The organism is Alteromonas halophila, from assembly GCF_014651815.1.
In the GTDB taxonomy this organism is placed as follows: domain Bacteria; phylum Pseudomonadota; class Gammaproteobacteria; order Enterobacterales; family Alteromonadaceae; genus Alteromonas; species Alteromonas halophila.
Window position 1 is genome coordinate 186,195 of sequence record NZ_BMXP01000004.1, and the last position, 22,383, is coordinate 208,577.

18 protein-coding genes are annotated in these 22,383 nt (G+C 45.1%); 8 read left to right on the forward strand and 10 right to left on the reverse strand.

The genetic code is table 11. From position 1 onward, the window contains the following. The first annotated feature begins 110 nt into the window (after nucleotides 1–110). The gene (locus IE054_RS10475) at nucleotides 111–944 is read left to right on the forward strand and encodes a PEP-CTERM/exosortase system-associated acyltransferase (RefSeq protein ID WP_189406181.1); all 834 of its coding nucleotides are present in this window, start codon (nucleotides 111–113) and stop codon (nucleotides 942–944) included. A gap of 50 nt (nucleotides 945–994) precedes the next feature. Here IE054_RS10475 and IE054_RS10480 read toward each other — a convergent pair whose 3' ends face one another. Together IE054_RS10480 and tviB are read right to left on the reverse strand one after the other, a co-directional pair. Next, nucleotides 995–2,011 carry an NAD-dependent epimerase gene (locus IE054_RS10480; protein ID WP_189406183.1) on the reverse strand — a complete coding sequence of 339 codons (1,017 nt, stop codon included), beginning with the start codon at nucleotides 2,009–2,011 and terminating at the stop codon, nucleotides 995–997. Nucleotides 2,012–2,071: 60 nt separating this feature from the next. Next, nucleotides 2,072–3,352, reverse strand: coding sequence for a Vi polysaccharide biosynthesis UDP-N-acetylglucosamine C-6 dehydrogenase TviB (tviB, locus tag IE054_RS10485; RefSeq protein ID WP_189406186.1), 1,281 nt, complete (start codon nucleotides 3,350–3,352; stop codon nucleotides 2,072–2,074). A gap of 618 nt (nucleotides 3,353–3,970) precedes the next feature. On the opposite strand from tviB, the gene IE054_RS10490 reads away from it, so the two are divergent. Continuing rightward, a complete protein-coding gene (locus tag IE054_RS10490) occupies nucleotides 3,971–4,843 on the forward strand; it encodes a ThiF family adenylyltransferase (protein WP_189406355.1) in 873 nt (290 codons plus the stop codon). A gap of 8 nt (nucleotides 4,844–4,851) precedes the next feature. On the opposite strand, the gene IE054_RS10495 is transcribed toward IE054_RS10490, so the two are convergent. From IE054_RS10495 to IE054_RS10525, 7 genes are all read right to left on the reverse strand, one after another. Beyond that, nucleotides 4,852–5,541, reverse strand: a complete 690-nt coding sequence (locus tag IE054_RS10495) for a YdcF family protein (protein WP_189406188.1) — start codon at nucleotides 5,539–5,541, stop codon at nucleotides 4,852–4,854. Between the two features lie 159 nt (nucleotides 5,542–5,700). Continuing rightward, nucleotides 5,701–6,558, reverse strand: a complete 858-nt coding sequence (locus IE054_RS10500) for a PEP-CTERM sorting domain-containing protein (protein WP_189406190.1) — start codon at nucleotides 6,556–6,558, stop codon at nucleotides 5,701–5,703. A 132-nt stretch (nucleotides 6,559–6,690) separates the two neighbouring features. Continuing rightward, complete coding sequence (gene prsT, locus IE054_RS10505) at nucleotides 6,691–9,450, reverse strand: XrtA/PEP-CTERM system TPR-repeat protein PrsT (RefSeq protein WP_189406192.1); 2,760 nt, start codon at nucleotides 9,448–9,450, stop codon at nucleotides 6,691–6,693. Nucleotides 9,451–9,540: 90 nt separating this feature from the next. Continuing rightward, nucleotides 9,541–10,509 carry an endonuclease/exonuclease/phosphatase family protein gene (locus IE054_RS10510; protein ID WP_189406194.1) on the reverse strand — a complete coding sequence of 323 codons (969 nt, stop codon included), beginning with the start codon at nucleotides 10,507–10,509 and terminating at the stop codon, nucleotides 9,541–9,543. Then, the gene (xrt, locus tag IE054_RS10515; protein ID WP_189406196.1) at nucleotides 10,509–11,867 is read right to left on the reverse strand and encodes an exosortase; all 1,359 of its coding nucleotides are present in this window, start codon (nucleotides 11,865–11,867) and stop codon (nucleotides 10,509–10,511) included. Before xrt ends, IE054_RS10510 begins: the two co-directional genes overlap by 1 nt. 8 nt (nucleotides 11,868–11,875) lie before the next feature. Continuing rightward, the gene (locus IE054_RS10520) at nucleotides 11,876–13,378 is read right to left on the reverse strand and encodes a hypothetical protein (protein WP_189406198.1); all 1,503 of its coding nucleotides are present in this window, start codon (nucleotides 13,376–13,378) and stop codon (nucleotides 11,876–11,878) included. A gap of 37 nt (nucleotides 13,379–13,415) precedes the next feature. Next, a complete protein-coding gene (locus IE054_RS10525; RefSeq protein ID WP_308428281.1) occupies nucleotides 13,416–14,501 on the reverse strand; it encodes a glycosyltransferase family 4 protein in 1,086 nt (361 codons plus the stop codon). Between the two features lie 236 nt (nucleotides 14,502–14,737). On the opposite strand from IE054_RS10525, the gene IE054_RS10530 reads away from it, so the two are divergent. The 4 genes from IE054_RS10530 (at nucleotide 14,738) to IE054_RS10545 (ending at nucleotide 18,872) form a co-directional block, all read left to right on the forward strand. Further along, entirely contained in the window at nucleotides 14,738–15,841 is a 1,104-nt protein-coding gene (locus IE054_RS10530) for a glycosyltransferase family 4 protein (RefSeq protein WP_189406202.1), read from the forward strand. Between the two features lie 15 nt (nucleotides 15,842–15,856). Then, nucleotides 15,857–16,861 carry a glycosyltransferase family 2 protein gene (locus tag IE054_RS10535; protein WP_189406203.1) on the forward strand — a complete coding sequence of 335 codons (1,005 nt, stop codon included), beginning with the start codon at nucleotides 15,857–15,859 and terminating at the stop codon, nucleotides 16,859–16,861. Nucleotides 16,862–16,864: 3 nt separating this feature from the next. Next, on the forward strand, nucleotides 16,865–17,698 hold the full coding sequence (locus IE054_RS10540; RefSeq protein ID WP_189406205.1) for a glycosyltransferase family 2 protein: 834 nt from the start codon (nucleotides 16,865–16,867) through the stop codon (nucleotides 17,696–17,698). Between the two features lie 94 nt (nucleotides 17,699–17,792). Then, nucleotides 17,793–18,872: a GNAT family N-acetyltransferase gene (locus IE054_RS10545; protein ID WP_189406207.1), complete on the forward strand. Its 1,080-nt coding sequence runs from the start codon at nucleotides 17,793–17,795 to the stop codon at nucleotides 18,870–18,872. A 41-nt stretch (nucleotides 18,873–18,913) separates the two neighbouring features. On the opposite strand, the gene IE054_RS10550 is transcribed toward IE054_RS10545, so the two are convergent. After that, entirely contained in the window at nucleotides 18,914–19,918 is a 1,005-nt protein-coding gene (locus IE054_RS10550; RefSeq protein ID WP_189406209.1) for a glycosyltransferase family 2 protein, read from the reverse strand. Nucleotides 19,919–20,246: 328 nt separating this feature from the next. On the opposite strand from IE054_RS10550, the gene IE054_RS10555 reads away from it, so the two are divergent. Both IE054_RS10555 and IE054_RS10560 read left to right on the forward strand, forming a co-directional pair. Then, the gene (locus IE054_RS10555; RefSeq protein WP_189406211.1) at nucleotides 20,247–21,101 is read left to right on the forward strand and encodes a glycosyltransferase family 2 protein; all 855 of its coding nucleotides are present in this window, start codon (nucleotides 20,247–20,249) and stop codon (nucleotides 21,099–21,101) included. 85 nt (nucleotides 21,102–21,186) lie between these two features. Beyond that, the gene (locus IE054_RS10560; protein WP_189406212.1) at nucleotides 21,187–22,005 is read left to right on the forward strand and encodes a hypothetical protein; all 819 of its coding nucleotides are present in this window, start codon (nucleotides 21,187–21,189) and stop codon (nucleotides 22,003–22,005) included. The last annotated feature ends 378 nt before the right edge of the window (nucleotides 22,006–22,383 follow it).

Genomic DNA, 22,383 nt, shown 5'->3' on the forward strand with positions numbered 1-22,383 from the left:
TTATCAGACACTTATGTGATAAGTGTAAAGCAATTAGCGCGCTGCTATACTGAATTTTGGTGCGGTAAGTTCTTACCCCAAATATTTGTGAATGAAATCAGAGTAGATGCATGGATAGAAAAAGCTCGCGGTCCGTACTAGACAGAATTAGTAGCATGGTCGGCCGGAACAATAAGCTCGGTAAGTTGCTGTCGGGTTATCAAAAACTCCGCGAAGCTAATTATATTTCCCAGCATTTCGCTACGTACCTGTCACCTGTCCTGGCAGAAAATGACGCACTTCGGGATGAAGCATACCGAATCAGACACAAGGTCTACTGTGAAGAGCTGAGTTTTGAGCCGGAACGTGAAGACAGGCTGGAGCTGGATGAGTTTGACGCATTTTCACTGCACAGTCTTATCAAACATTACACATCCGGCAATTATGCCGGAACCGTGCGTATCGTTCGACCACAGGAAGAAGGCCAGCAGCTTCCCATAGAAAAATACTGCCTGTCATCGATTACCGATGACAAACTTAACCCGGCTAACTTTGCGCGCCATCAGGTATGTGAAGTCTCACGGCTGGCGGTTCCCAAAGAATTCAGACGTCGTCAGACAGACCAGTATTCCGGTGCTGCGACCGGTGTCATTAACCAGTCAACGTATTCAGAAACGGAGTTGCGCTGCTTTCCCTTTATAGCCATAGGTCTGTACTTTTCTGCCGCCGCCATTATTGTCAATAAAGAAATCGACCATTCTTATGTCATGATGGAGCCGCGGCTGGCGCGCAGCATGGGATTTGTTGGAATTAAGTTTAAGCAAATAGGTCCGGTGGTTGAGTATCACGGCAAGCGTGCACCGTATTATATCAACCCAGGCATGCTTTATGAGAACCTGTCGCCCAGCTTCAGGGTAATGCTGAAAAGAATTGAGGAATCATTAGAGCGCAGCGCCAGCATGTAGTGCGCGCCCCAGTCTGTTGGAAAACAAAGAGGGCCTTCGCAGCCCTCTTATTACTTTTTATAAAATGACAGATACCAGTCAACAAAGCGGCCAATCCCCACTTCGACCGGTGTTTCCGGCTTGTAGCCCACATCGTTAATAAGATCTTCAACATCCGCGTAGGTGTCCGGCACATCACCTGGCTGCTGGGGTAGCAGTTCTTTCTGCGCTTCCTTACCCAGCTTTTTCTCCAGCATGGTAATGTAATCAAGCAACTCCGTGGGTGACTGGTTGCCGATATTGTATACACGCCAGGGCGCTTTACTGGTGCCCGGATCAGGCTTCTCACCGCTCCAGTCGGGGTTAGAGGACGCCGTATTATCAAGGGTTCGGATAATTCCCTCGACGATATCATCGATGTAGGTAAAGTCACGGCGGTGCTTGCCGTAGTTAAACACTTTAATGGGATCGCCTTCCAGAATCGCCTTGGTAAACAGGAAAAGCGCCATGTCCGGACGACCCCACGGGCCGTATACGGTGAAAAAACGCAGTCCGGTGGTCGGCAACTGGTATAAATGACTGTAGGTATGCGCCATCAGCTCGTTCGCTTTTTTTGATGCCGCATACAATGACAATGGATGATCGACATTGTCATGCACCGAGAATGGCATAGACTCATTGGCACCATAAACAGAGCTGGACGATGCATAAACCAGATGCTTCACTTGATTATGGCGGCACCCTTCCAGAATATTGGTAAAACCAACGATATTGGCATCAATGTAGGCATGAGGATTCTCAAGCGAGTAGCGTACTCCGGCCTGTGCAGCCAGATGAACAACTTTATCGAACTGCTGCTCTTCGAACATGGCAGCCATGTTGTCACGTTCCGCCACATCCATTTTCACGAAACTGAAGTTAGCCGCATTTTTATGACTGCGAACCCGCTCCAAACGCGCCAGTTTCAAATTGACATCGTAGTAGTCATTCAGGTTGTCCAGACCGACAACCTCATCACCACGTTCCAGCAAATACAGGCTAACGTGCGAACCGATGAATCCCGCGGCTCCTGTTACCAAAACTTTCATTAATTTTTATCTCCGGCGTCGGAGCGGCACGTCGCAACGCACCACCCGTTCGCATCAGTATTACAGTCGAATATCTACGTCGTTTTTATCGAAAATATACTTCAAATCAAACAGGACACACTTGTCTTTACCAAACTCACGCACACGCTTTCCGCCCAGCTCTTTAAACTGCTCATGCGCCACCGCCGTTATAATAGCGTCATATTTGCCTTTTTGCGGTTCATCGACAAGATCTAATCCGTACTCGTGTCTGACTTCGTCTGCCTCTGCCCACGGGTCGTAAATGTCGACATTCACATGGTAGTCATGCAATTCATGCACAATATCCACAACGCGAGTGTTACGGATATCCGGACAGTTTTCTTTGAAGGTAATGCCCATCAGCAGAACATTTGAGCCATTGGCCATAATCTTTTCGTTCAGCATCTTTTTGACCAGTCGGCCAACAACATACTCGCCCATATGATCATTAATGCGGCGTCCCGCCAGGATCACTTCCGGATGGTGACCAATTTCTTCGGCTTTATGCGTCAGATAATACGGATCGACGCCGATGCAGTGCCCGCCAACCAGGCCCGGACGAAACGGCAAAAAGTTCCACTTACTGCCCGCGGCCTGCAGCACCTCTTCGGTATCGATATTAAGGCGGCTGAAAATCATGGTCAGTTCATTAATTAGCGCGATATTCAGATCCCGCTGAGTGTTCTCTATCACTTTTGCCGCTTCTGCGACTTTAATAGATGAGGCGCGGTGAGTGCCGGCGGTAATAATGGTTTTGTACAGCGCGTCTACCCGATCGGCAATTTCTGGTGTAGACCCCGATGTCACCTTTACTATGCTCTCCAGACGATGGGTTTTATCGCCGGGATTAATGCGCTCCGGGCTATACCCCGCATAAAAGTCTTTGTTGAACGTCAGGCCTGACAATTCTTCAATAATGGGGACACAGTCTTCTTCTGTCGCGCCTGGATATACCGTTGACTCAAAAACGACCACCGTTCCGGGACGAATAATACTGCCAATCATTTCGCTGGCTTTTCTCAGGGGTGTCAGGTCAGGTTGTTTATTCTTATCAATGGGGGTCGGCACGGTGACGATGATATAATCACAGTCACTCAGGTCTTCTTTATTGGCGCTGTACGACAAATGCTGGGTTTCTGCGAGTTCCTGCTCGGCAACCTCCAGCGTATGATCAACACCGCTCTGCAACTCTTCTACGCGTTTTTTATTTATATCAAAACCCACCGTAGAATATTGCTTTCCGAACGCGACGGCCAGGGGCAAGCCCACATAGCCCAGACCAATAACTGCTATTTTTTCCTTGTTATTAAGAGCCGTCATTTTATCTCCTGAATTCTTTGCCTGGCAATTTTGTTGTTTCTTGTATACTTATGGGGTTGCATGACATTATGCATGCAAACCATGAGTAATACGCTCAAAAGGAAAAGGTTGCGCACACATCGTTGTATGACATTTAGCGTGCCGGTTAAAGCACCTGCAATCGCTAAGCATACAATAACGTGACTGCCTCATGGTAGCCACATTTATCTGCACAGCGCTATGCCCGAATATGAGAGACGTGCGAGTATGGATCAGGATTGCAAAAAAGAGTTGCAACAGAGACACATTTGGCGGCACCCTGATAGGGAAGGTGCGAATAAGTCTATCGCCGCTCAGGCTAACAGCCAAGTGCCTGGTCAAGGCGGACTTTTGCAGGCCTAACGGGTTAAGTCAAAAAAGGCCAACGCAGAGCAGGTGCTTGGCTGTTAGCCCCGAAGGGCGAGCCCTGAAGCACGCATTCGCTGCGTTAGCTTTCTTACCAAGGGATTAGCCATTGCCCGCGAAATCTGCCTTGCGACTACGCACTTCAGGACTCGCTGAGTGATGATAGACTTATTCGCACCTTCCCTAGACTTCGCACTTCCCGAAACGCGCACGACTATCGAGACATGAGGAAAGATTGTGACATTCAATTATAAAGAAGCATTTTCAAGGAATATTGGGTGGGTGACCGAGGCTGAGCAAGAGCGACTACGCAACGTCAAAGTGGCCTGTGGCGGGCTGGGTGGCGTTGGCGGCGACCACATGACCGTGCTGGCGCGTCTTGGCATCGGTAAATTCCATATTTCTGATCTCGATGACTATGATGTCGCTAACTTTAACCGCCAGGCTGGTGCGTCCATGCAAACACTGGGCAAGCCTAAAGCGGAAGTTATGGAAGGTATACTAAAGAATATTAACCCCGAAGCGGACGTCAAAAACTTTAAAGAAGGGATCACCTTTGAAAATGTCGACGACTTTTTGGATGGCGTAGACATCTACGTCGACAGCCTGGATATCTTTGCCATCGACATTCGCCGTAAAGTTTTCCAGAAATGTTACGAAAAAGGCATCCCCGCTATTACTGCAGCGCCAATGGGTATGGGAACCTCAATGCTGGTCTTTATGCCAGGACAAATGAGTTTCGAAGACTATTTTTGTCTGGAAGGCTTATCCTTTGAAGATCAAATCATCGCCTTTGTGGCGGGCGTATCCCCTGCCCTGTTGCAACGTCAGTACCTGGTGAGCACCGATACAGTTAACTTCACCAAGGAAGAATCGAAAGTGCCGTCTACCTGCATGGGTATTTCACTGGCAGCCGGCGTGTTGTGTACTAATGTGCTAAAAATCCTGCTTGACCGGGGAGAGGTGATTCATGCGCCACGGGGCATGCACTTCGATGCCTATCGCAATAAGCTGAAAAAAACATGGCGCCCCTGGGGTAACAAAAACCCGCGTCAGATTTTTTTACGCTGGTACATTAAGCGTCTGCTGGGCAGTCAGGGCAAATAGAACGAAGCTTATGACTCCCCTCGCAGTTCAATGTGCTGGTAAATAAGACCCAGGTACTCTCTGAAGGCATTGTACGCCTTTTGCAAATTCTTTGAGCTGGGCACGGTGAGCTTATAGCTGATCTCAGGAAGGCCCGAATGATCGACGGGCACTGGAATAATTTCAATTTGCTGACTGTTAAAATAATTGACAGCCCGCTGCATGTGACTGGCAGAGGTAACCAGCGCCACACGTTTATCGTCCACCACTGCCCTAATCGCCTTCGCTTCCTGATGGGTATTCTCACCGTGTGGCACCACAATAATATCAGCTTCATTCACGCCTAGTTCCATTAAAAGCGCTTTTGCTTGTACAGCAAAGGGCTGCTCAGACTCTAGAATCATACCGCCTGACACAATCACCGGGCGAGAACTAATCTGATACATACGTACGCCCTGTAACAGGCGTTGCATTGAGCAACGCGGCCAGCGGCTTACCTGAGGCAGAGTCTCATCCGGATAATGACCACAGGCTAACACAGAAATATAGTCAGCCTGCTGCCAGCGGGGGTCGTTTACATCAATAATATCAAAGCGGTATTCAAGGCTATGCAGCAACAGTTGGCTGGGCACTGACTGCGACCAGGTAAACAGCCAGATAAAGGCAAATGTCACTACGGATGTGGCTAACCGCTTGCGTTGAAATAGCTTAATTACCATTATGGCAAGCAGTATGAGCAGGAAAAACTGAACCAGGGGGAAAGCAAGCGCGTGCCCGAGTGGGCGTAATACGTAATCAATCATAAAGTAGCAGGACTAAAAAGAAAAAAGCCGGATGATTATCCGGCTTTTATATCAGTCGTTAAAGTAATTTAACGCTTATGCTTTACGTCTGCGGGCGGCTGCACCGAAACCGATAAGGCTCAAACCAAGAACCGCGATGCTTGAAGGCTCTGGTACGTTCAGAACGAAGCTACCGTCGTGGTTAGCAGCGATATAAGCTGTGTCACTTCCGCCAAAGTCGATATCTGCGCCATTTGAAGGTAAACCCTGATCCAAACCACCTTTTACAGTTTGGCCACTGGTGAACAGGACACGAAGGTCGCCAGCTAACCAGTCGCTCAGTGTGCGAGTTTTACCATTTTGCGTCAGCATGAAACCCGCACCCGCGCCGTTTTCAAGCGATGCTTCATTAATTTCGCCTTCAAAAATCTGAGAAGCCTGACCTGCTCCACCAATGTTACCACCGTCAAGGATGTCGATGGCGAACAGGTTATTGAATGCACTGTTTGTCAGATCATAGTAACCGAACTGAATCTCGCCGCTGTTGTAACGGAAATCGTTTCCGTCCCACTCACCCATCAGGTCATTGAAATAGAAAGTGAATGTATACTCTGTTTTGTAATCACCTGGTGCAGGGATATCTGGATCGAAGCCTGTCAACCCATTATCACTGATTGTGCTAAACAGGCCCGCAGGGATTGGACTACCTGCCAATGAATCAAAGCCATTTGGACCAAAACCACCGTGAGAGGTAATTGCATCACCTACTGAAATGTCACCGCTGCCATCGCTGTCAGTAACGATAGACTGAGAATTATATTGGAAAACAAACTCTAAAACCGGTACCGCTGAAGTGTAGTTGTCACCATCAATATTTAGATCCCATTCAACATTTGCTGCCGACGCTCCGGTAGATGCCAATGTTATTGCTGTTGCTAAAACTAACTTTTTCATAACGTCGTCTCCGTTAAGACTGAATGTGAAGAATTCAATTAACAACATTCAATCTGCATGCCAACTCTTATGCATTTGATTTTAAATGATTTTTTTATTTGTAAGTTTTGCAATGTAAAAAAACCTGACAAGTTAGTTATCCAGTTTATTCATCAAAGTTGTGTAACGCACAATCGATGACTTATCCTCAGCCTTAATTCGAGCCAGGACATTACGCGCATCATCAAAATTCCGGTTTTCAATCAACGCTTCAGCATAGTTTAAGTAAATCTCAGCGCTGTAATCACTTTCAGAATATGCCCGCTTTAGAAAGTAAATCGCTTTATCAGTATCCCCGCTCTTTAGTAGAGCTACACCTAGTGTATCCTGAAAATCTGCATTGTCAGGCAATAACGCCAACGCGCGCTCTGTCAATGTAATAGCTTTGCCGTAATCTCCTTGACGAGTGTATAGCCCTGCAAGATTGTTTAATGCGAAAACATTATTCGGATTAGCATCAATCAATATTTCGTAATGCTCCATCGCTTTTTCTGGCTCTGTTTTCGAAATCATTGATGCAAGTAAAGAACGGATTTTCTGATCTCCCGGCACCCGTTGCTGATATTTTCTAAGAATTTCTATAGCCTTGGCGTTGTTGCCTGCCTTCTTATGCGCAAATGCCAGTATTTCTGTGCTGTATGAAAAGTCATAATAATTATGAAACGCCTCAAGCTGGTTAATCGCAGTTTCAAAATTACCGTCCGCTAAACTTAGTACTCCCTTCACTCCCATAGCTAAAGGAAGATCTTTGTATTTCTCGTCAATAGAGACAAATTCAGTTTTAGCTTCACGAATATTGTTAAGCCGTATCGAGTAATAACTGTAGTATAGTCTGAATAAATCTGCGGGTTCTGCACGACGCATTGCCGTTTTAGCAACTTTTCGAGCGTTTTCAAAATCGCGGACTGCATCGTACGCGATGAGCAGGCGGTAACTTGCCTGCCCATTCTCTGGCTCTGAGTTCGCCCATTCAGTAAGCAACCGAATCGATTCACCGTCCTTGCCATTGAGCTTCAATGCATCAGAATAGACCTCCCAGTATGAGTTTGGCAAAGAGTTTTGCTTTCTGAACTTTGAAAGTATGTTTACTGCTTCGGCGGGCTGTTCTTTCTCAAGTAGTTTCAGCGAATAAGCAATCGCCATTGCGACGTTATCTGGCTGCTGCACAATGGCACGTTCAAAGTAATCATCAGCACGCTTTCGTTCGTTCGCTGTCACATTCTGCGACAGCATTTGCATACTCAGCAAAGCCGGTAGATTGTCAGGTTCATTTTTCAATGCTTTTTCGAGATATCCAAAGGCTTCTCCAGGCTCACCTTGCTTTTTCGCAAGTTCGCTAAGCCCAATGTACGCATCGCTACTTGATGAATTTAGTTCGACTGTCTTATTATACAAGTGACCAGCTTTTTCCAGCATATTCATTTGCACGTAAATGCCAGCAGCAAAAAGCATAGCTTTTTCGTCTTTATCTACCTGCTTTAAATATGAATCAAGCTCGGCTAAAACTTGCTCGTGATTGCCAGCGACTAAGCTAGCTAGAATAATTGCTTGACGTGCGTCAGTCTGTTTAGGGTTTTCTTTGATAGCTTGACGAAGCTCTTCCATTCCCGATTCATCATCCAGTGAGAGTTTAAGGATACCTCTCTTCGCAAGAATTTCAGGTGACGAAACCCCTGAGCTTTCAATCATATCAAGCATGTCCGATGCATCTTTTCGCTTACCACTTCGCGCAAGCTCAAAAATGTTTGAAGTGATAAGCGACACATCTGCCTCGCTTAGGTCATCTATACTGTTATAAGTCTTAGCCACATCTGTATGGTACCCTAGCACAGTCTGGGTCAGAGCAAGCAGACGATGAACATCCCGATTATCAGGTAGCGCTGCCGCAGCATTACGAAAGTGCGTATACGCCTGTTCAAAATTTTGTAACCTGAAACTCGTCGCACCCGCTAGAATTCGGTTTGTCGGTTGGTCAAACCCATACGATATAGCAAGCTCGATATGTTCATTAGCCGCTTCAACATCACCTCTTTCATAACGGGCCAAGGCTTTGACTTGATTTGCAACTGGTTGATTAGGAAAACGTTTTAACAATTCATCACTAATTTCCTCGGCTCGTTCGATTTGTTCATCTTTTATTAGTGCCGTTGCTAAATTTAACTTGGCCGTACTATTGTTCGGGTAGTTATCAAGATACGCTTCAAGTGCAGTCACCGCATCGCCGAATTCACCCTGCCCAGAGAAAGCTCTGCTTCTGACCATATGCACTTCTGGGATATCTAAGCCCTTCTTCAGCAGCTCGTCTGTTACTTCGATGACCTTATTGAACTCGCCCTCTGCCAGTAAAAGGTAAGAGAGTGCAAGTTTTGTGTGGTGATAATCATCTAAAACTTGAGCCCGCTCTTCATAAAACTTATGTGCGGCGCTCTCTTCGCCAAGCGCCATATGGGCATAAACACTGAAGGCAAGCAGCAAAGACTTCAGCGAGTCATCAGCATTTTTTTCGACTTTCTGTAAGTCCAAAATTTCAGCAAATTTTCTTTGTTGCAAGTATGCTTGCAACAAAGGCGGAACCACCTCGCTTAACTCTGCTTGTTGATTTAGCGCATTGGTCAGCTCTTTTTCTGCCAAAGCAACATCTCCCAGATAAAGGTAGCTTCTACCCAGAAGTATTCTGGCCGTAGTCCGCTGCGGATTTTCAGCTACAAGCCCTTTTAACGTTACCGCAGCGGTACTGTAGTTGCCGTTGCGAAACTGTTCGCGAGCATTGGCGAGTTTGTCTTCACCAGACTCCTGAGCGCAACCAGATAAACTTAAAGCTACGCCCAAAGCAAAGGCATTTAACGTTTTCATTTTTATTTCCTTTTTCTGTAACGACCAATGACAGTCTGCAGTAAAACGGGGCGACTACGTAATCGAATTCTCTTTCAACGTTAACATTAATCATTCAACAATCGAAAAATTCGCCAACACTGCCCGATGATCGCCACCTGTGTCTTCAAGAACCTTTGCGCCGTTGATGATGACATTGTCATTTGCTATTACATGATCAATTCTTACTCCATGCCAGCGAGTAAACTTCGTGTAATTGATCCCCGTTGCGGCTGCGTCTATTGCATTTACATAGCGCCCAAGATGATATTGATAAGCGGCTTCAAAAACACTGGTATTTAAATCCCCGGCAATAATTGCAGGATAAGAAATATCCATCAATGCTGCCAATATGCTCAGCTCAGTATGCTTCTCAAAGCCAAATTCATCCGTTTCACTCTCACTATAGTCAAGAAGAGGGCGCCCTCCCAATGCATCTCTGGGGGTTTCCAGATGCGCGTTTACCAGACGAATTTTTTTTCCGGCGAGCATAATTTCGTAGGCAGCTGCAAAGCTCCCCCAATCAGAAAATGCCGCGCGGTTGTACGCATCCAGTAGTTTCATCTCAAACCGGCTTGCTATACAGATATGTGCTGCACAGTGTGTAAACCAGCTCGCGTTGAACAGAGACTTCATTGTCTTTTCGCGCGTCTCCTGCAGCATAATTATGTCGGGCTTGTACACATTTACCAGTCGCGATACGCGCTCTGCAGATGCCCCCCCCGTATTGAGCGTCATCACTGACATTGAATCCGGAGTTGCAGACGGTGATGAAAACATCCCTTTTATCTGAATATCCTGCATCCAAACGGTAAATACAAGAAGCAATACACCCACGCCTTTGTAAAATAAGCGCTCTTTCCATGACAGCAGCACTAAGATAACAGCGGGCAAGATCCACACCCACTTAGGCGCATAATTGATAAGCAAAATGGCATAGAACAATGGTTCGGGCGGCCGATGCCAGACATATCCCAATCCTTGCAGAACTACCGCTGCGCCCGTAATCAGTAAAGATACATAGAATAGCGCTCTGCGCATTATTCAGGTGCCAGACTGTCTTTACATTGTGCGCTGCACAGCCGCCACAACCAGTCTATCTGCGTTTTAGCGCTACTTAATAGTGCACGTTGAATGCGTGCACGCTTTAATGCACCTAACCGGGCATAGGTATTACCGGCAAAACGGTACTGATACAGAGCCTGCGCATATTGGCCGTCCCGTGGGTTTATAAGCAGCAACTGCACATACCCATCTGAAATGGTCCGCTGCTCTACCTGCCAATCATCAGGGAGCAACTGATTTTCATAATAGCTGGGTTTACCGTCTAAGGTCTTACCATCAAAATAATAACTTAGCTTTTGGTATTCATTGCCATTGACTGACGCGGTAGTTTGCTCAACTTCTGAGGCATAGTAAATCTGCGGCTGAACAGCTAGAGGTAACGACGTGACCGAAGATTCACTCACCTCATGTGACAAGGTTGTTCCGGAAAGCCCCATAAAAAGCACAATGCCGGCTAATCCGGCATAAAGTTTGACACCAGCTATGCCATCTTCTCTGACAGCAGTCGCAGGCGCAGAACCGGCATCCTTGTCTGACAGTCGGTTGGCGACGTAGTAAAAGATAAACATAAATGGAATATACAAATACCAGCCAAACATATTGTGATCTTCCATAAGGCTGCTTTGCATCTCTGTTATATGACCAATCACAATCAGTGCTGCGATCCGCACCCAGTTGGTAACGAGCGCGCCGAGTATCGATAACAATACGAGTTTTATCGCGCTTGACGTGCTGCGAATAAACATAAAAATGTAAATACTTGAGATAGCCAGCGATACGATCATATAACGTAGCCCGCTACAGCCGTCAGCGATTTCAAACGTCCCTGATGGGATTTGCACAAAGACTGACTCAACATAAACTGGGATGCCAGTTAACCCCATGATATTGGATACCACCAGGACAGAAAGTGTCTGCAGCAGTGATGAGAGCATCCCCCACACTGGTAACAGAAAAATTAGATAAGCGAATGGAAATATAACCGTGAGTGAAAAACGGAATATGACAGGTATGGCACAACATAGCATAATCAGCCAGGCCCCCCAGTAGCCCAAACTAATCTGAGCCTGGGCCGTAGCATATAACAGCACACAGCAGAGGAATGTCAGTATCAGCCAAAGAATAGAAGGGCGTGAGCGTAAACAAATACGACCCTCTTTTACGGATGTGTAAAGCAGATAACATGAAATGAAAGGAATTAGAAACGCATGAGAGTAAGTACCGTCGTCAAACCCATGGATCCAAACTGTTTGCAATAAGGGAATATTTGCCAGACAAGCGAATAACACAATTACCGATGCGGCAATGAGCTTATGACTTTTGTTATTTTCCATCAAAAGTACTACTCCAGGTCAGATAAAATAGTGTCGATCATCCATGGCAACTCTGCTGTTGATGAGTACATCCAGCCGAACCTGCGAGGGGGTTTAAGCCTTATGGCGGTACTCGCCATATTTTGTTGGCTGATTGATTCCGCCACTCCTCGCAACGTTCCGCGACACATAGTGGCAAATTGCTGAAAAGTGGTGAGCATGTTTTTCGGGGCTCGCTGAGCGCCGCCATATAATTTTATCGACTTACCCAGCATTCCCGCTATCTCACAGTTGTGCTGGGGATCAGTCCATACATTCTTTTCTATCCAGTCGTGGTCAGGGAACGCTCGAAGATAGTAAGGTGCGGTCACCATTTTTCCTTTTCTTTGTTTCTGATACATCCCGTATTCCGCAAAAAAACGACCAAACGCCCGCAGTAGTTCAGTAGCTTGCCTATTATCATTGAGTAGCACTAATCGCCACAAACCATCTGCCAGTAGCGCCATCATCCAGGGTGAACACACCGGACGGTCGCCGCCCTTTCCTTCATGCGCTTCCATGGTATGTTGAGGACAGTCGCGCACTGGCCAGTCATTCTCCGGTTCGAAGGTCATAGCGTAGGTTGCCTTGACGATTTCATCTATGCGTTCTTTTGCTTCTTTGCTACCACTCAACTCCCAGTGCGCTATCGCCGTATTCAGCGCTGCGGCCTGGTTACGCTCAGTCCAGAAGCCTGTCCAGGAGTTATAGTCAGGGTCCCACTCCTGTGACGCTTCAAACTGCCGTGCCACGGCATCCTTCATTTTCTCACTGCCTGTTAGAAGGAAGTGATAGGTCAGGCCCCGACTCATGACATACTTTACATCGTTACGATTGCGCAACCTGAAAAAGCCATCTTCTTTGACGTTCATTTCATAGTATGACGATAAACGCTTTGCCTGCTCTAATGCCCAATTATCACCGGTTAGTAAAAATAACTGAAAGAAGCTTTGCGGTTTATCGTATAGCCAATGCGCAGCGCGTGTTTGCGGATACTTATCATTCTTCATCCGTTCGTCGTCTGCAATATAATTAGCGTGCAAGCGGAGTGCATCAGTGTACCAGGCCTGGTCCGGCACGCTGATGGGGTGTAGCTTGATAACCTGTTGGAGCCACTCTCTGTCCGGACTGACCAGCGTAACGTTTCCTATTTGGCCCCAGAACGGCCTGATGGGATCCGTGGCTGGTGACCATGACACTGTAAGCTTGTTGAAATCGGGAGGGGATTGCAGGTCAATCACAAGCAATCGAATATAAGAAGAGTCTTCCGTACCGGGCCACACCAGTCTCGAATAGATTTCAGCGTCCACAGCCCCATTTTCAGAACTAAGCGTAACCGACGATTTTACTGGAATAGTTTTATTGACAACTGGAAACAATAAACGCGACGATGCTGAGCTCTGAACCGGTACAGTTATTTTATCGGCGACAGCCTGCCCGGTAAGTAGTACACATAAAAACAGTGCCCACACTATTGTCATTATTGATTGCATATCCCTCTCCTTGTGTGTCTGCCAGTACGTGTAACCGCTATTCGCCTGGCAAATATAGTTGATTAAACTTATCCGCTGTTATATTGAGAGAAAACGCCTGCGCCACTTTTTCTCTGCCATTTGCTCCCATTTTTTGTGCGAGAGTCGGTTCGTCAATAAGCTTATTAATTAACGTTTTTAATGTTTCTGTGTCAGCATACTCGAACAACCAACCGGTTGTGTCGTGCTCAACAAGTTTTGGGTTGCCTCCCACATTGGTCGCAACGACTGCTTTTTTGTATGCCATCGCCTCAATAACCGCTAACGACAACCCCTCTGTTTCGCTGGTCACGCACATAACGTCGAAGGCATTGTAAATATCATCCCTGTTATCCACCATGCCATGAAAAGTGATACGCGTGTCAGGTAAATTTGTCTGAGCAAATTGCTGCAATTCTTTGCGGCATTCGCCGTCACCAAAAAATTCGACCGTTACTCGTTGTCGCCGCTCTTTTGTCAGCCCTGCTATTGCTTCAAGTAAAAAATGCTGGCCTTTTAATTTAACCATCCTGCCTACCGAGCCTAACCGAAGAAGAGTTGAATCCCGTCTGTTGTCAGTTACGTTAATGGCATCTATATCAATACCATTATCAATGACTTCCATAGGCAAACCTGACCAGGCATGTATTGATTGAAAGTTTTGCTTGCCTTCGTTTGATACAAAAGTAATAGCGTTAACGAAGGGCCGTATTTTTTTATGCAGTCGTTGCCAGTGCGGTGCATGAAGAGGGGCGGCACCATGGCGTGTGTATACCATAATACGCTTTTGCAACGCGCCGATTATTGGACTGAAAAGTTTTATCGCATGGGGAGAGTGAAAATGAATTATATCCGCCTTCACCAGCAACCGGTAAGACTGCAACAGCCGCCAGCCTTTGACCTGACTGACCACGTTAGCCGTAATTCCTTTGTGGCCTGCTTCTTCTACCAGTTCGTCGTGTTGATTACCCAGTGACAGAATACTGACTTGATAACCTTGTTTTTGCTGAACCTGACACAGATCAATTACAAAGCGCTCTGCCCCTCCAACATTAAGACTGGACACGACATGTATTATTTTGGAAGGTGTACTACTGAGATGCACGGTACTGAGTATTCTTATCTGAAAAAAACATACTTACTATGTTACCAACAAAAAAAATATGCAAACGACTTATTGCACCATCGTCCTACGCAGAGTAATAAAAAAAGAACAGAAAAAAATACGAAAATTACAAAACTGGTAATCCAAAATTCGTATTTCTCTGTTGAAATGGCTATCTTAAGGAGCCACGCACACAAGTGCGCACTTTCTAGCAGTTAACATGGACGCCGTACATTATGCCCGCACCGCGTAAATACCATATACTGGAAATTGTCCAGAGCCTCGAGAAAGGTGGCCGGACTACCCGCTTTTCAGATACCGTCAGCGCTCTGCGAGTCCATGAGCATAAGGTGCTGCCAGCCGTGTTTGGTGAGCCCGCTCCATGGGTTAGTATTGATGGCTTGCAGAAACTTGACAGAGCAAAGAGCAAACTGGGCATAATTCGTGAACTGTGCGCACTTATAACCGAAAACAATATTGATCTGGTCCACGCCCACTGCGAATTTACTCAGCTTTACGCAGGTTTGGCGGCCAAGTGCTGTGGTGTTCCGCTTGTGTCTACTTTCCACCGTTCAGAACTTAGTAAATATAAACCGTCGATAAGCAACAAACTAATACGCTGGGCCAGCGGTGCCTGTGTGGCTGTCAGTGAAAACAGAATGAGACTGCTGACCAAAAACATGGGAATTGCTTCGAACAAATGTTACGTCGTACATGGCGGTACACCTGTGGATGACTTACCGGATACCCAAATGCGCAGCAATGCGAAGCAAAGCCTGGATCTTGATGCGCGCTTTTGTCATTTACTGAGTGTTGGCCATCTTGGCCCGATTAAAGGTCATCAGGACACGCTTGAGGCCATTGCCAGCCTGCCGGAGAACGTCAGAACGTCACTCAGGCTGCATATTGCAGGCAGTGGCTCTGAGCAGGAGCAGGCTGCAATTACCAGTAAAGTTGAAGCGCTGGGTCTGCAGCAGGAAGTCAGCTTACTTGGGCAGATCACGAACGTAAGTGACTGGATGACCGCCTGCGATCTATTTATTTTACCATCTCATGAAGAAGCGTTTGGCCTGGTATTTATTGAAGCGGGAGCAAAAGGACTCGCGACCATCGCAACGCGTGTTGGCGGTATTCCCGACATTATTGAACATCAGGAAACCGGCTTGCTGGTACCTCCGAAAACCCCCAGCGCGCTCAGCGACGCCATCAGACAACTGACAGAAAATGCTGACCTGCGTCAAACAATGGGTCAAAAAGCGCACAAGCGCGTTGCATCGCGCTTTTCTACTGATAATATGATTAATCAGTATCTCGCCATTTTTAACCGAGTTTCTTCCTGAATGAAGGCTACCACTATGGAAATGAATTTAAATGACGCGCAGGTAACTGTGGTCATCACACCGCGCGACCGCTACTCAGGTATTATCGAATGCATAGACAACCTGTATAAAGTGACGACGCAGCCTTTCTTTCTGAAGGTACTGGATTTGGAATATCCAAAAGCACTTAAACAAGCGATTGTCGAGCGCCTCAGGAACGAACCAAACGCTGAAATTCTTGAATATGGTCGCATCATACCTATGGAAGCCTTGCGCAGGGTGCGTGACAGCATCACCACGCCCTATACCATGCTGCTGGATAACGATTCAAATGTCACCGAAGGCTGGTGTGAGCCACTGCTGGAAACCGCAAAAGCCGAAAATGCCGCTATCGTTAACCCGTTGACACTGGAAAAAGAAGGCGTTGATAAAGGAGCTGAACTTCGCAACCATCTTTACACCAATGAAATACGGGTGGTCAATGTAGATGGTGAAGACTATCTGATTGAGGATAAGCATTATCGCCGTGCGCTGCCCGAGGATATTCCTAAAGAGGTGGCGCCGTCTGAAATGTTCGAACTGCATGGCGTGCTGTTTGATACCGAAGTATTTAAGACAATAGAAATGCCGCAAATGGTGATACGTGAACATATCGATATTGGCATCCAAATCAAGAAAATGGGCCGCAAGATCCTTACCCAGCCTAAATCGGTGGTGATTTTTGACAACCTTGGTACGCGCATGGAATTCGACGATATGGCGTTTTTCTATTTCCGCTGGGATAAAAAGCTGACCTGGGAGGCCTCACGTCTTTTTGAAGAGCGTTGGGGGTATAAGTTTTATGCCGAACAAGCCATGTATCACTGGGTTTTCCGGCGTAAGATCTTCTTATTCTGCCGCTGGCTGCACCTGCCAATTTCAGCATCAAATATGGTCACCCGGATATTTGGTAAATTAAAAACTATGATTAAGCCTGTGTGGGACCCGATGAAAAATCCGGTAGAAAAATCAAAGAATTATTATACAGCCAAAGGGGTGTAAGGCGTGCAGGAGCAGGAAAAGGAGTTCAAGATCTCCGTCGTAATTCCGTTTTATAAGGCCTACGACTTTTTTGCAGAAACGCTGGAGACAGTTAAGGCGCAGACACTACCGGTTTCAGAAATCATTGTAGTGAACGACGGATGTGGGAAGCAGGCCGAGGAATTTCTGGCTCAGTTTGATGGTATTACCGTGCATTCACTGTCTCCCAACCAGGGGGTGTCAGTTGCTCGTAATAAAGGAGTCGAAATAGCAACCAGTGAATGGATAGCGTTTCTGGACGCCGATGATCACTGGCAAGCAGATAAGCTGGCAGAACAAGTAAGTTTTCTTAAAGCTCACCCTGAGTTTGACGGAGTGCATACCGGAGTCGAAACCTTTAACAAAACAGGCTCCGTTAACACTTTTTTGAACAAACCGGAATCGTTGTCGGTTAATAATCTGCTGATAAGCAGTCATGTGTCCCCGTCCTCATTTATGTTAAAACGTTCAGTCTTTGAGAAATTAGATGGATTCGACACGCAAATGCATTGCTCAGAAGATCATGACTTTACGATAAGAATGATTGAGTCTGGCCACCTAATTGGTTTTATTCCCAAGGCGCTGATAAGACTGCGCCGGGACGATCACGGAAACCTTTCTTCCAATGGCCGCAAGGTCATTAAAGGTCACTTACAACTGGTCAGAAAACATGCATCGCTGTTTAAAAAATACAACGCATCGAAAGCCTATTTTCTCTACCGAACTTTTATGTCTGCTGGAGGAAAAACTGCAGGTGCGGAGGGCAAGGTTTATTACCTCATTGGGCGTTTTTTCAATTTATTTGCTACTTCAGGGTGACAGGGGCGTGCCAACTTTTCACTTTAAGGTATTACGCTCGCCCGATATGGGTATGGCAAGCAAACTAACGGAAACAAAGAAGTAGTTTTCTCAGATGTCATCACACGACGTAAATTGGAGCATCATTAGCGAAATTGAAGACTTACAGGCGTTGTGGGAAAAATGGGATACATTGCTTGCCAATACACCACTTGACCAACTTTTTAATTCTTCGGACTGGCTAATTAACTGGATTGCCAGCTACTGGGAGCAGCATTGGCAATTATCGGTGCATACCGCGTGGTCCAACAAGGAATTGGTTGCGATCATTCCTCTGTATCATCAGTCTGACACTACAGAACGAAAATCAGCAGTATCTTATCCACTCGGGCAGGGTGAGCCAGAACATATGGAGGTCGCCTCCGAATACCTTGATATCATCGTGTCTCCAACATGGTATAGCGTACTAAAAGAAGACATCTACCGCCGTATTCAGCGAAATTCCAATGTGCTGAAGTGGAGAGCTGCAATGAAAGGTGCCTATATACTAGATCTACTTCAGGGGACCGAGCACATCTCCTCGCCCGCAACCCGCTATTTAACAGAAAATAAAAAGTTTGAGCTCTCCATGCTCAGTAAAAATACCCGTGCACAGCATAACCGGGCTCTGAACAAGCTTAAGAAAAACTACCAATATAGCTTCCGTTGGGTAGCTCCCGACGAAGCTTTTACTATATTTGATATACTTTCTGAGCTACACACGCAACGCTGGCAATCGATAGGCAAAACAGGCGCTTTCACCGACAATGCATTTCTCACCTTTCATCGTCAGTTCATTCAACACCGGCATTGCGCTTTCTCAGTGCTCGAGGTTGAAGGGAAGATCATCGCTATTAATTACTATTTTACGAAGAAGGGCATACTTTATTTCTACCAGTCAGGCTGGAACAATAAAGACTTTCAGCATTTGTCGCCAGGTCTGCTATTACATTGTTGGAGTATCAAAAACACTGAACATGAAACGTATGATTTTATGATGGGCGCAGCGAAGCACTCCTATAAATCAAAGTTGTCTACATCCATGTTGCCTATGGTGAGTATAGAAGCTGCCCTTTCTATGCCTTACACCCTGAAATTTAAATTCAAAAAAACCGCCAAAAAAGCACGACATTATTTACAACAATTTATGCGGTGATAGTCTTTTTCGCCCGCAATAAGTAACAAAGTAACAAGACGCTATCTATTTTTTATTGCAGAGTGCAGAAAGCTGACACCTGAAGGGAACGCATAGTAAGCCTCGTACAACAATTTGAATTTCAACTGATAGTGTTGCTTACGTAGTTTCACTTTTAATGCACTGAGCCCGGCTCTGAAATTCAATACATCTTGCTGGCTCTTAGCTTCCTGTAATTTTTCCTCAATATTAAAGCTCAAAAGAAACGCCTTTCGATATGCAATAGCAGCCAAGTCCCCATAACCAACTTCGTCCAAAAAATCTCCCCTCTGGATATGTGCCTCAACCGCATGCAATCGCTTATTAATATCAAAACCGCTACCGATAATGCTGTCATCTCTTTGAAAATAATAAAAATATGGAACATCACTTACAGCGGTTTTATTTGCAGCGTACAGTAACAAGTAGGTAGTGAATTCGTCTTCGTGTAATTTGCCTTTGGGGTACCTGACGGTATCAAACAACGCCCTCGCATACAGCTTTCCCCATGCGACCACAATTTGTGCGTGATTATCGGTAAAAAATTGTGACAGTGCTTCTTTTTTAGAGTAAACCCGAGTGTTTTCAGCCTTGCCGACTGATGACACAATATCCTGTTCCCCATACACCCGCTGGAAGCCACAACAAGAAATTTCAGCACCTGTAGCCATCATTTGCTCATAAAGGTATTCAAGTGTATTTTCATGGATCCAATCGTCACTATCGATGAACATAATATAATTGCCATTCGCTACATCAATACCTGTGTTCCTTGCATCTGAAAGCCCACCATTAGGCTTATGTATTACCCTGACACGACTATCTTTTTGTCCATAGGCGTCACACATATCTGGGCACGCATCAGGCGAACCATCATCAACCAGAATTAACTCAAAATCACCAAACGTCTGCTTTAGAATTGAGTCTACACAACGCGCTAAATATTCTTCTACCTTATAGACCGGAACGATGATACTCACTGCGGCAGAACCATCGTGATATTGATTTTTCTTTATTTCATGGCTCATGTTATTTTAAACACCACCCAGCATTGTTATGTATCTAAGAGTGATTTCAATTTATCACGCTTACTACTACTAGGCTACGCAAAGATGTAGGCACAATGTGTATGCTGATTTCATCCAAATGCTTTGCTGGCTTCCTTACTAAATAAATCAATTATGATGATCTTACATTGGGTTTAAGGTATTGTCACTCGACTGTAGGTTTAGCGATAATGCTGGTATTGACTCAAAGTTTTAAAAGCCATTAACGCACAACAGGCTATCGATTAGATATTGGTCTCCCGGATAAGGCAAGTTCAACCAGGAGTAGTTGCAGAGGTAATGTTTCCTGATGATATCAGTAATTATTTGTACGTATAACAGAGCGAGTGCACTCCGCAAGTGTTTGGAATCATTTAAAACACTTACATCTCCGGAGGAGTTAAAGTGGGAGCTCGTCGTCGTTGATAATAACAGTACCGACGAAACAGAATCGTTGCTCGCAGAGTTTCAGGCGCAATCTACCTTGCCGTTAGTCACTGTTAAGGAGCTTAAGCAAGGGCTAGGTAATGCCAGAAACGCAGGGTTTAAAGCAGCTAATTACGATATAATTGCTTACACGGATGATGACTGTTATCCAGATAAAAATTACCTAACCAGTATTCGGGATGTCTTTGCGGATCCCGCTATCGCGTTTGCCGGCGGAAGAGTGCTTTTGCACAATCCAGATGACCTGCGCATCACCATTCAGTTATCCGAAATTGAGAAGATATTCCAACCCGGAGATATGGTCCTGGCCGGTGAAATACATGGCGCGAATTTTTGTTTTAGGAGACAGGTCCTGGAAGAAGTTGGCGGTTTTGATCCATTATTTGGCGCAGGAGCAAGCTTTCCCTGTGAAGATGTTGATACGATTAGTGAGTGTATACGGCACGGATTCGCAGGCAAATACTCACCAGATATTATTGTGTCACATGATCATGGGAGACAAAGCGAGTCAGATTATCAAAAATTGATGCACTCGTACGACGTAGGTCGAGGCGCATTTTATACTAAGCGCGTCATTATGAAGCCTGGTCAGCGGTATATGTATGCAAAATTCTGGTTTTATTTCATAAGGAAACAGCCATTTGATAAAACTATGACTGAAATCCGATCAGGCGTTAATTACTTGTTTTTATCAGCTAAATCATTTTTGGTTCGCTAACATGTTCATGTCTACTCCAAGGCGTATTAATATCCACATAGGATTTCATAAAACGGCTACCACTCATTTCCAAGATACATTGGAGATGAGTACTGATGAGTTTAGAGCAAGAAATATTATATATTATCCAAGGGATCAATATCGAAAAAGTCTAAGAGCGCTCACGCATAATCCTAAGTTTAACAAGCTCCCTTTATCGATATTTAAACAGCTTTATATCTCTTCAAGATTATTCAGCCCGATAACAAAATCAAAAACGCTATTAATCTCGGAAGAAAATATTTTAGGTGATTGTGTAGAGTTACTATCTACTATCCCTTACTCCATGAATAGACTTGAGTTTATACGGATAATGAGTAGAAAAGTTGACACAACGGTTTATTTTAGTATCAGAGATTTTTCTACACTACTGCCTGGAGCATACGCAACATCATTAAAGTATAGTCCTCGGAAAGCACTAACTGCTAAAGCATCGCTAATTGATGATATAAGCTGCAAACGCTATCCTTCGTGGATAGACGTTTATGAAAGGATTAAAAACTTCCTCCCGAATGTAAAAATAAAAATTTGGAACCAAGAGGCGTATCGACATAACCCTGAAATTGTATTTAGAGAATTTACAAACATTACTGACTTTAAACCGCATAAAATTCCTGACCCATTATCAACTATTACTCCTTCGTTAAAAGCGATAAAAATCGTCGAAGAAAATGTCAGGAAAGGAAATTATATAAAATCTGACAACTGGTTTCTAGAAGTAGAGAAAATTTTTGAAGAGCATCAAGCAAAAGATTTAGAAACTAAATTTAGATTATTTGACAGCGAAACAACACAAATATTTAAAAAAAAATATCAGCAGGAACTAAGCTACTTTGAAGCTCAGAACTGTCTCGTGAGCATCTAGAAAAAAATACTTCAGAGCACCTGTGCTACTAGTAAGAACCTGTATTCATCGATCTTGTTCCTGAGTAGTACTGCAATGGAATTAGTCTGAAGTAAAACTCGCCGCATAGTTAAGCTTCCCCCCCTATCCAGCTACATTACTATCAGTGGCTCGGTTCATAGCAACGTACAATCAAGAAGAGTACCTCTTCTACTTTTTAGATACCTATCAATCGAAACAAAGGTTTGACTTCCTGAAAAAAACCTGAGTAATATTTAACCACATATAGCTTACTTTACATACGTAAAGTGCTTGAAAGAGATATTTATCTATAAATAACTTTCCGGAGATGTCAAGTGATAAAAACAAAAAAAAAGATTTCTAAAAGTGACCTATTAA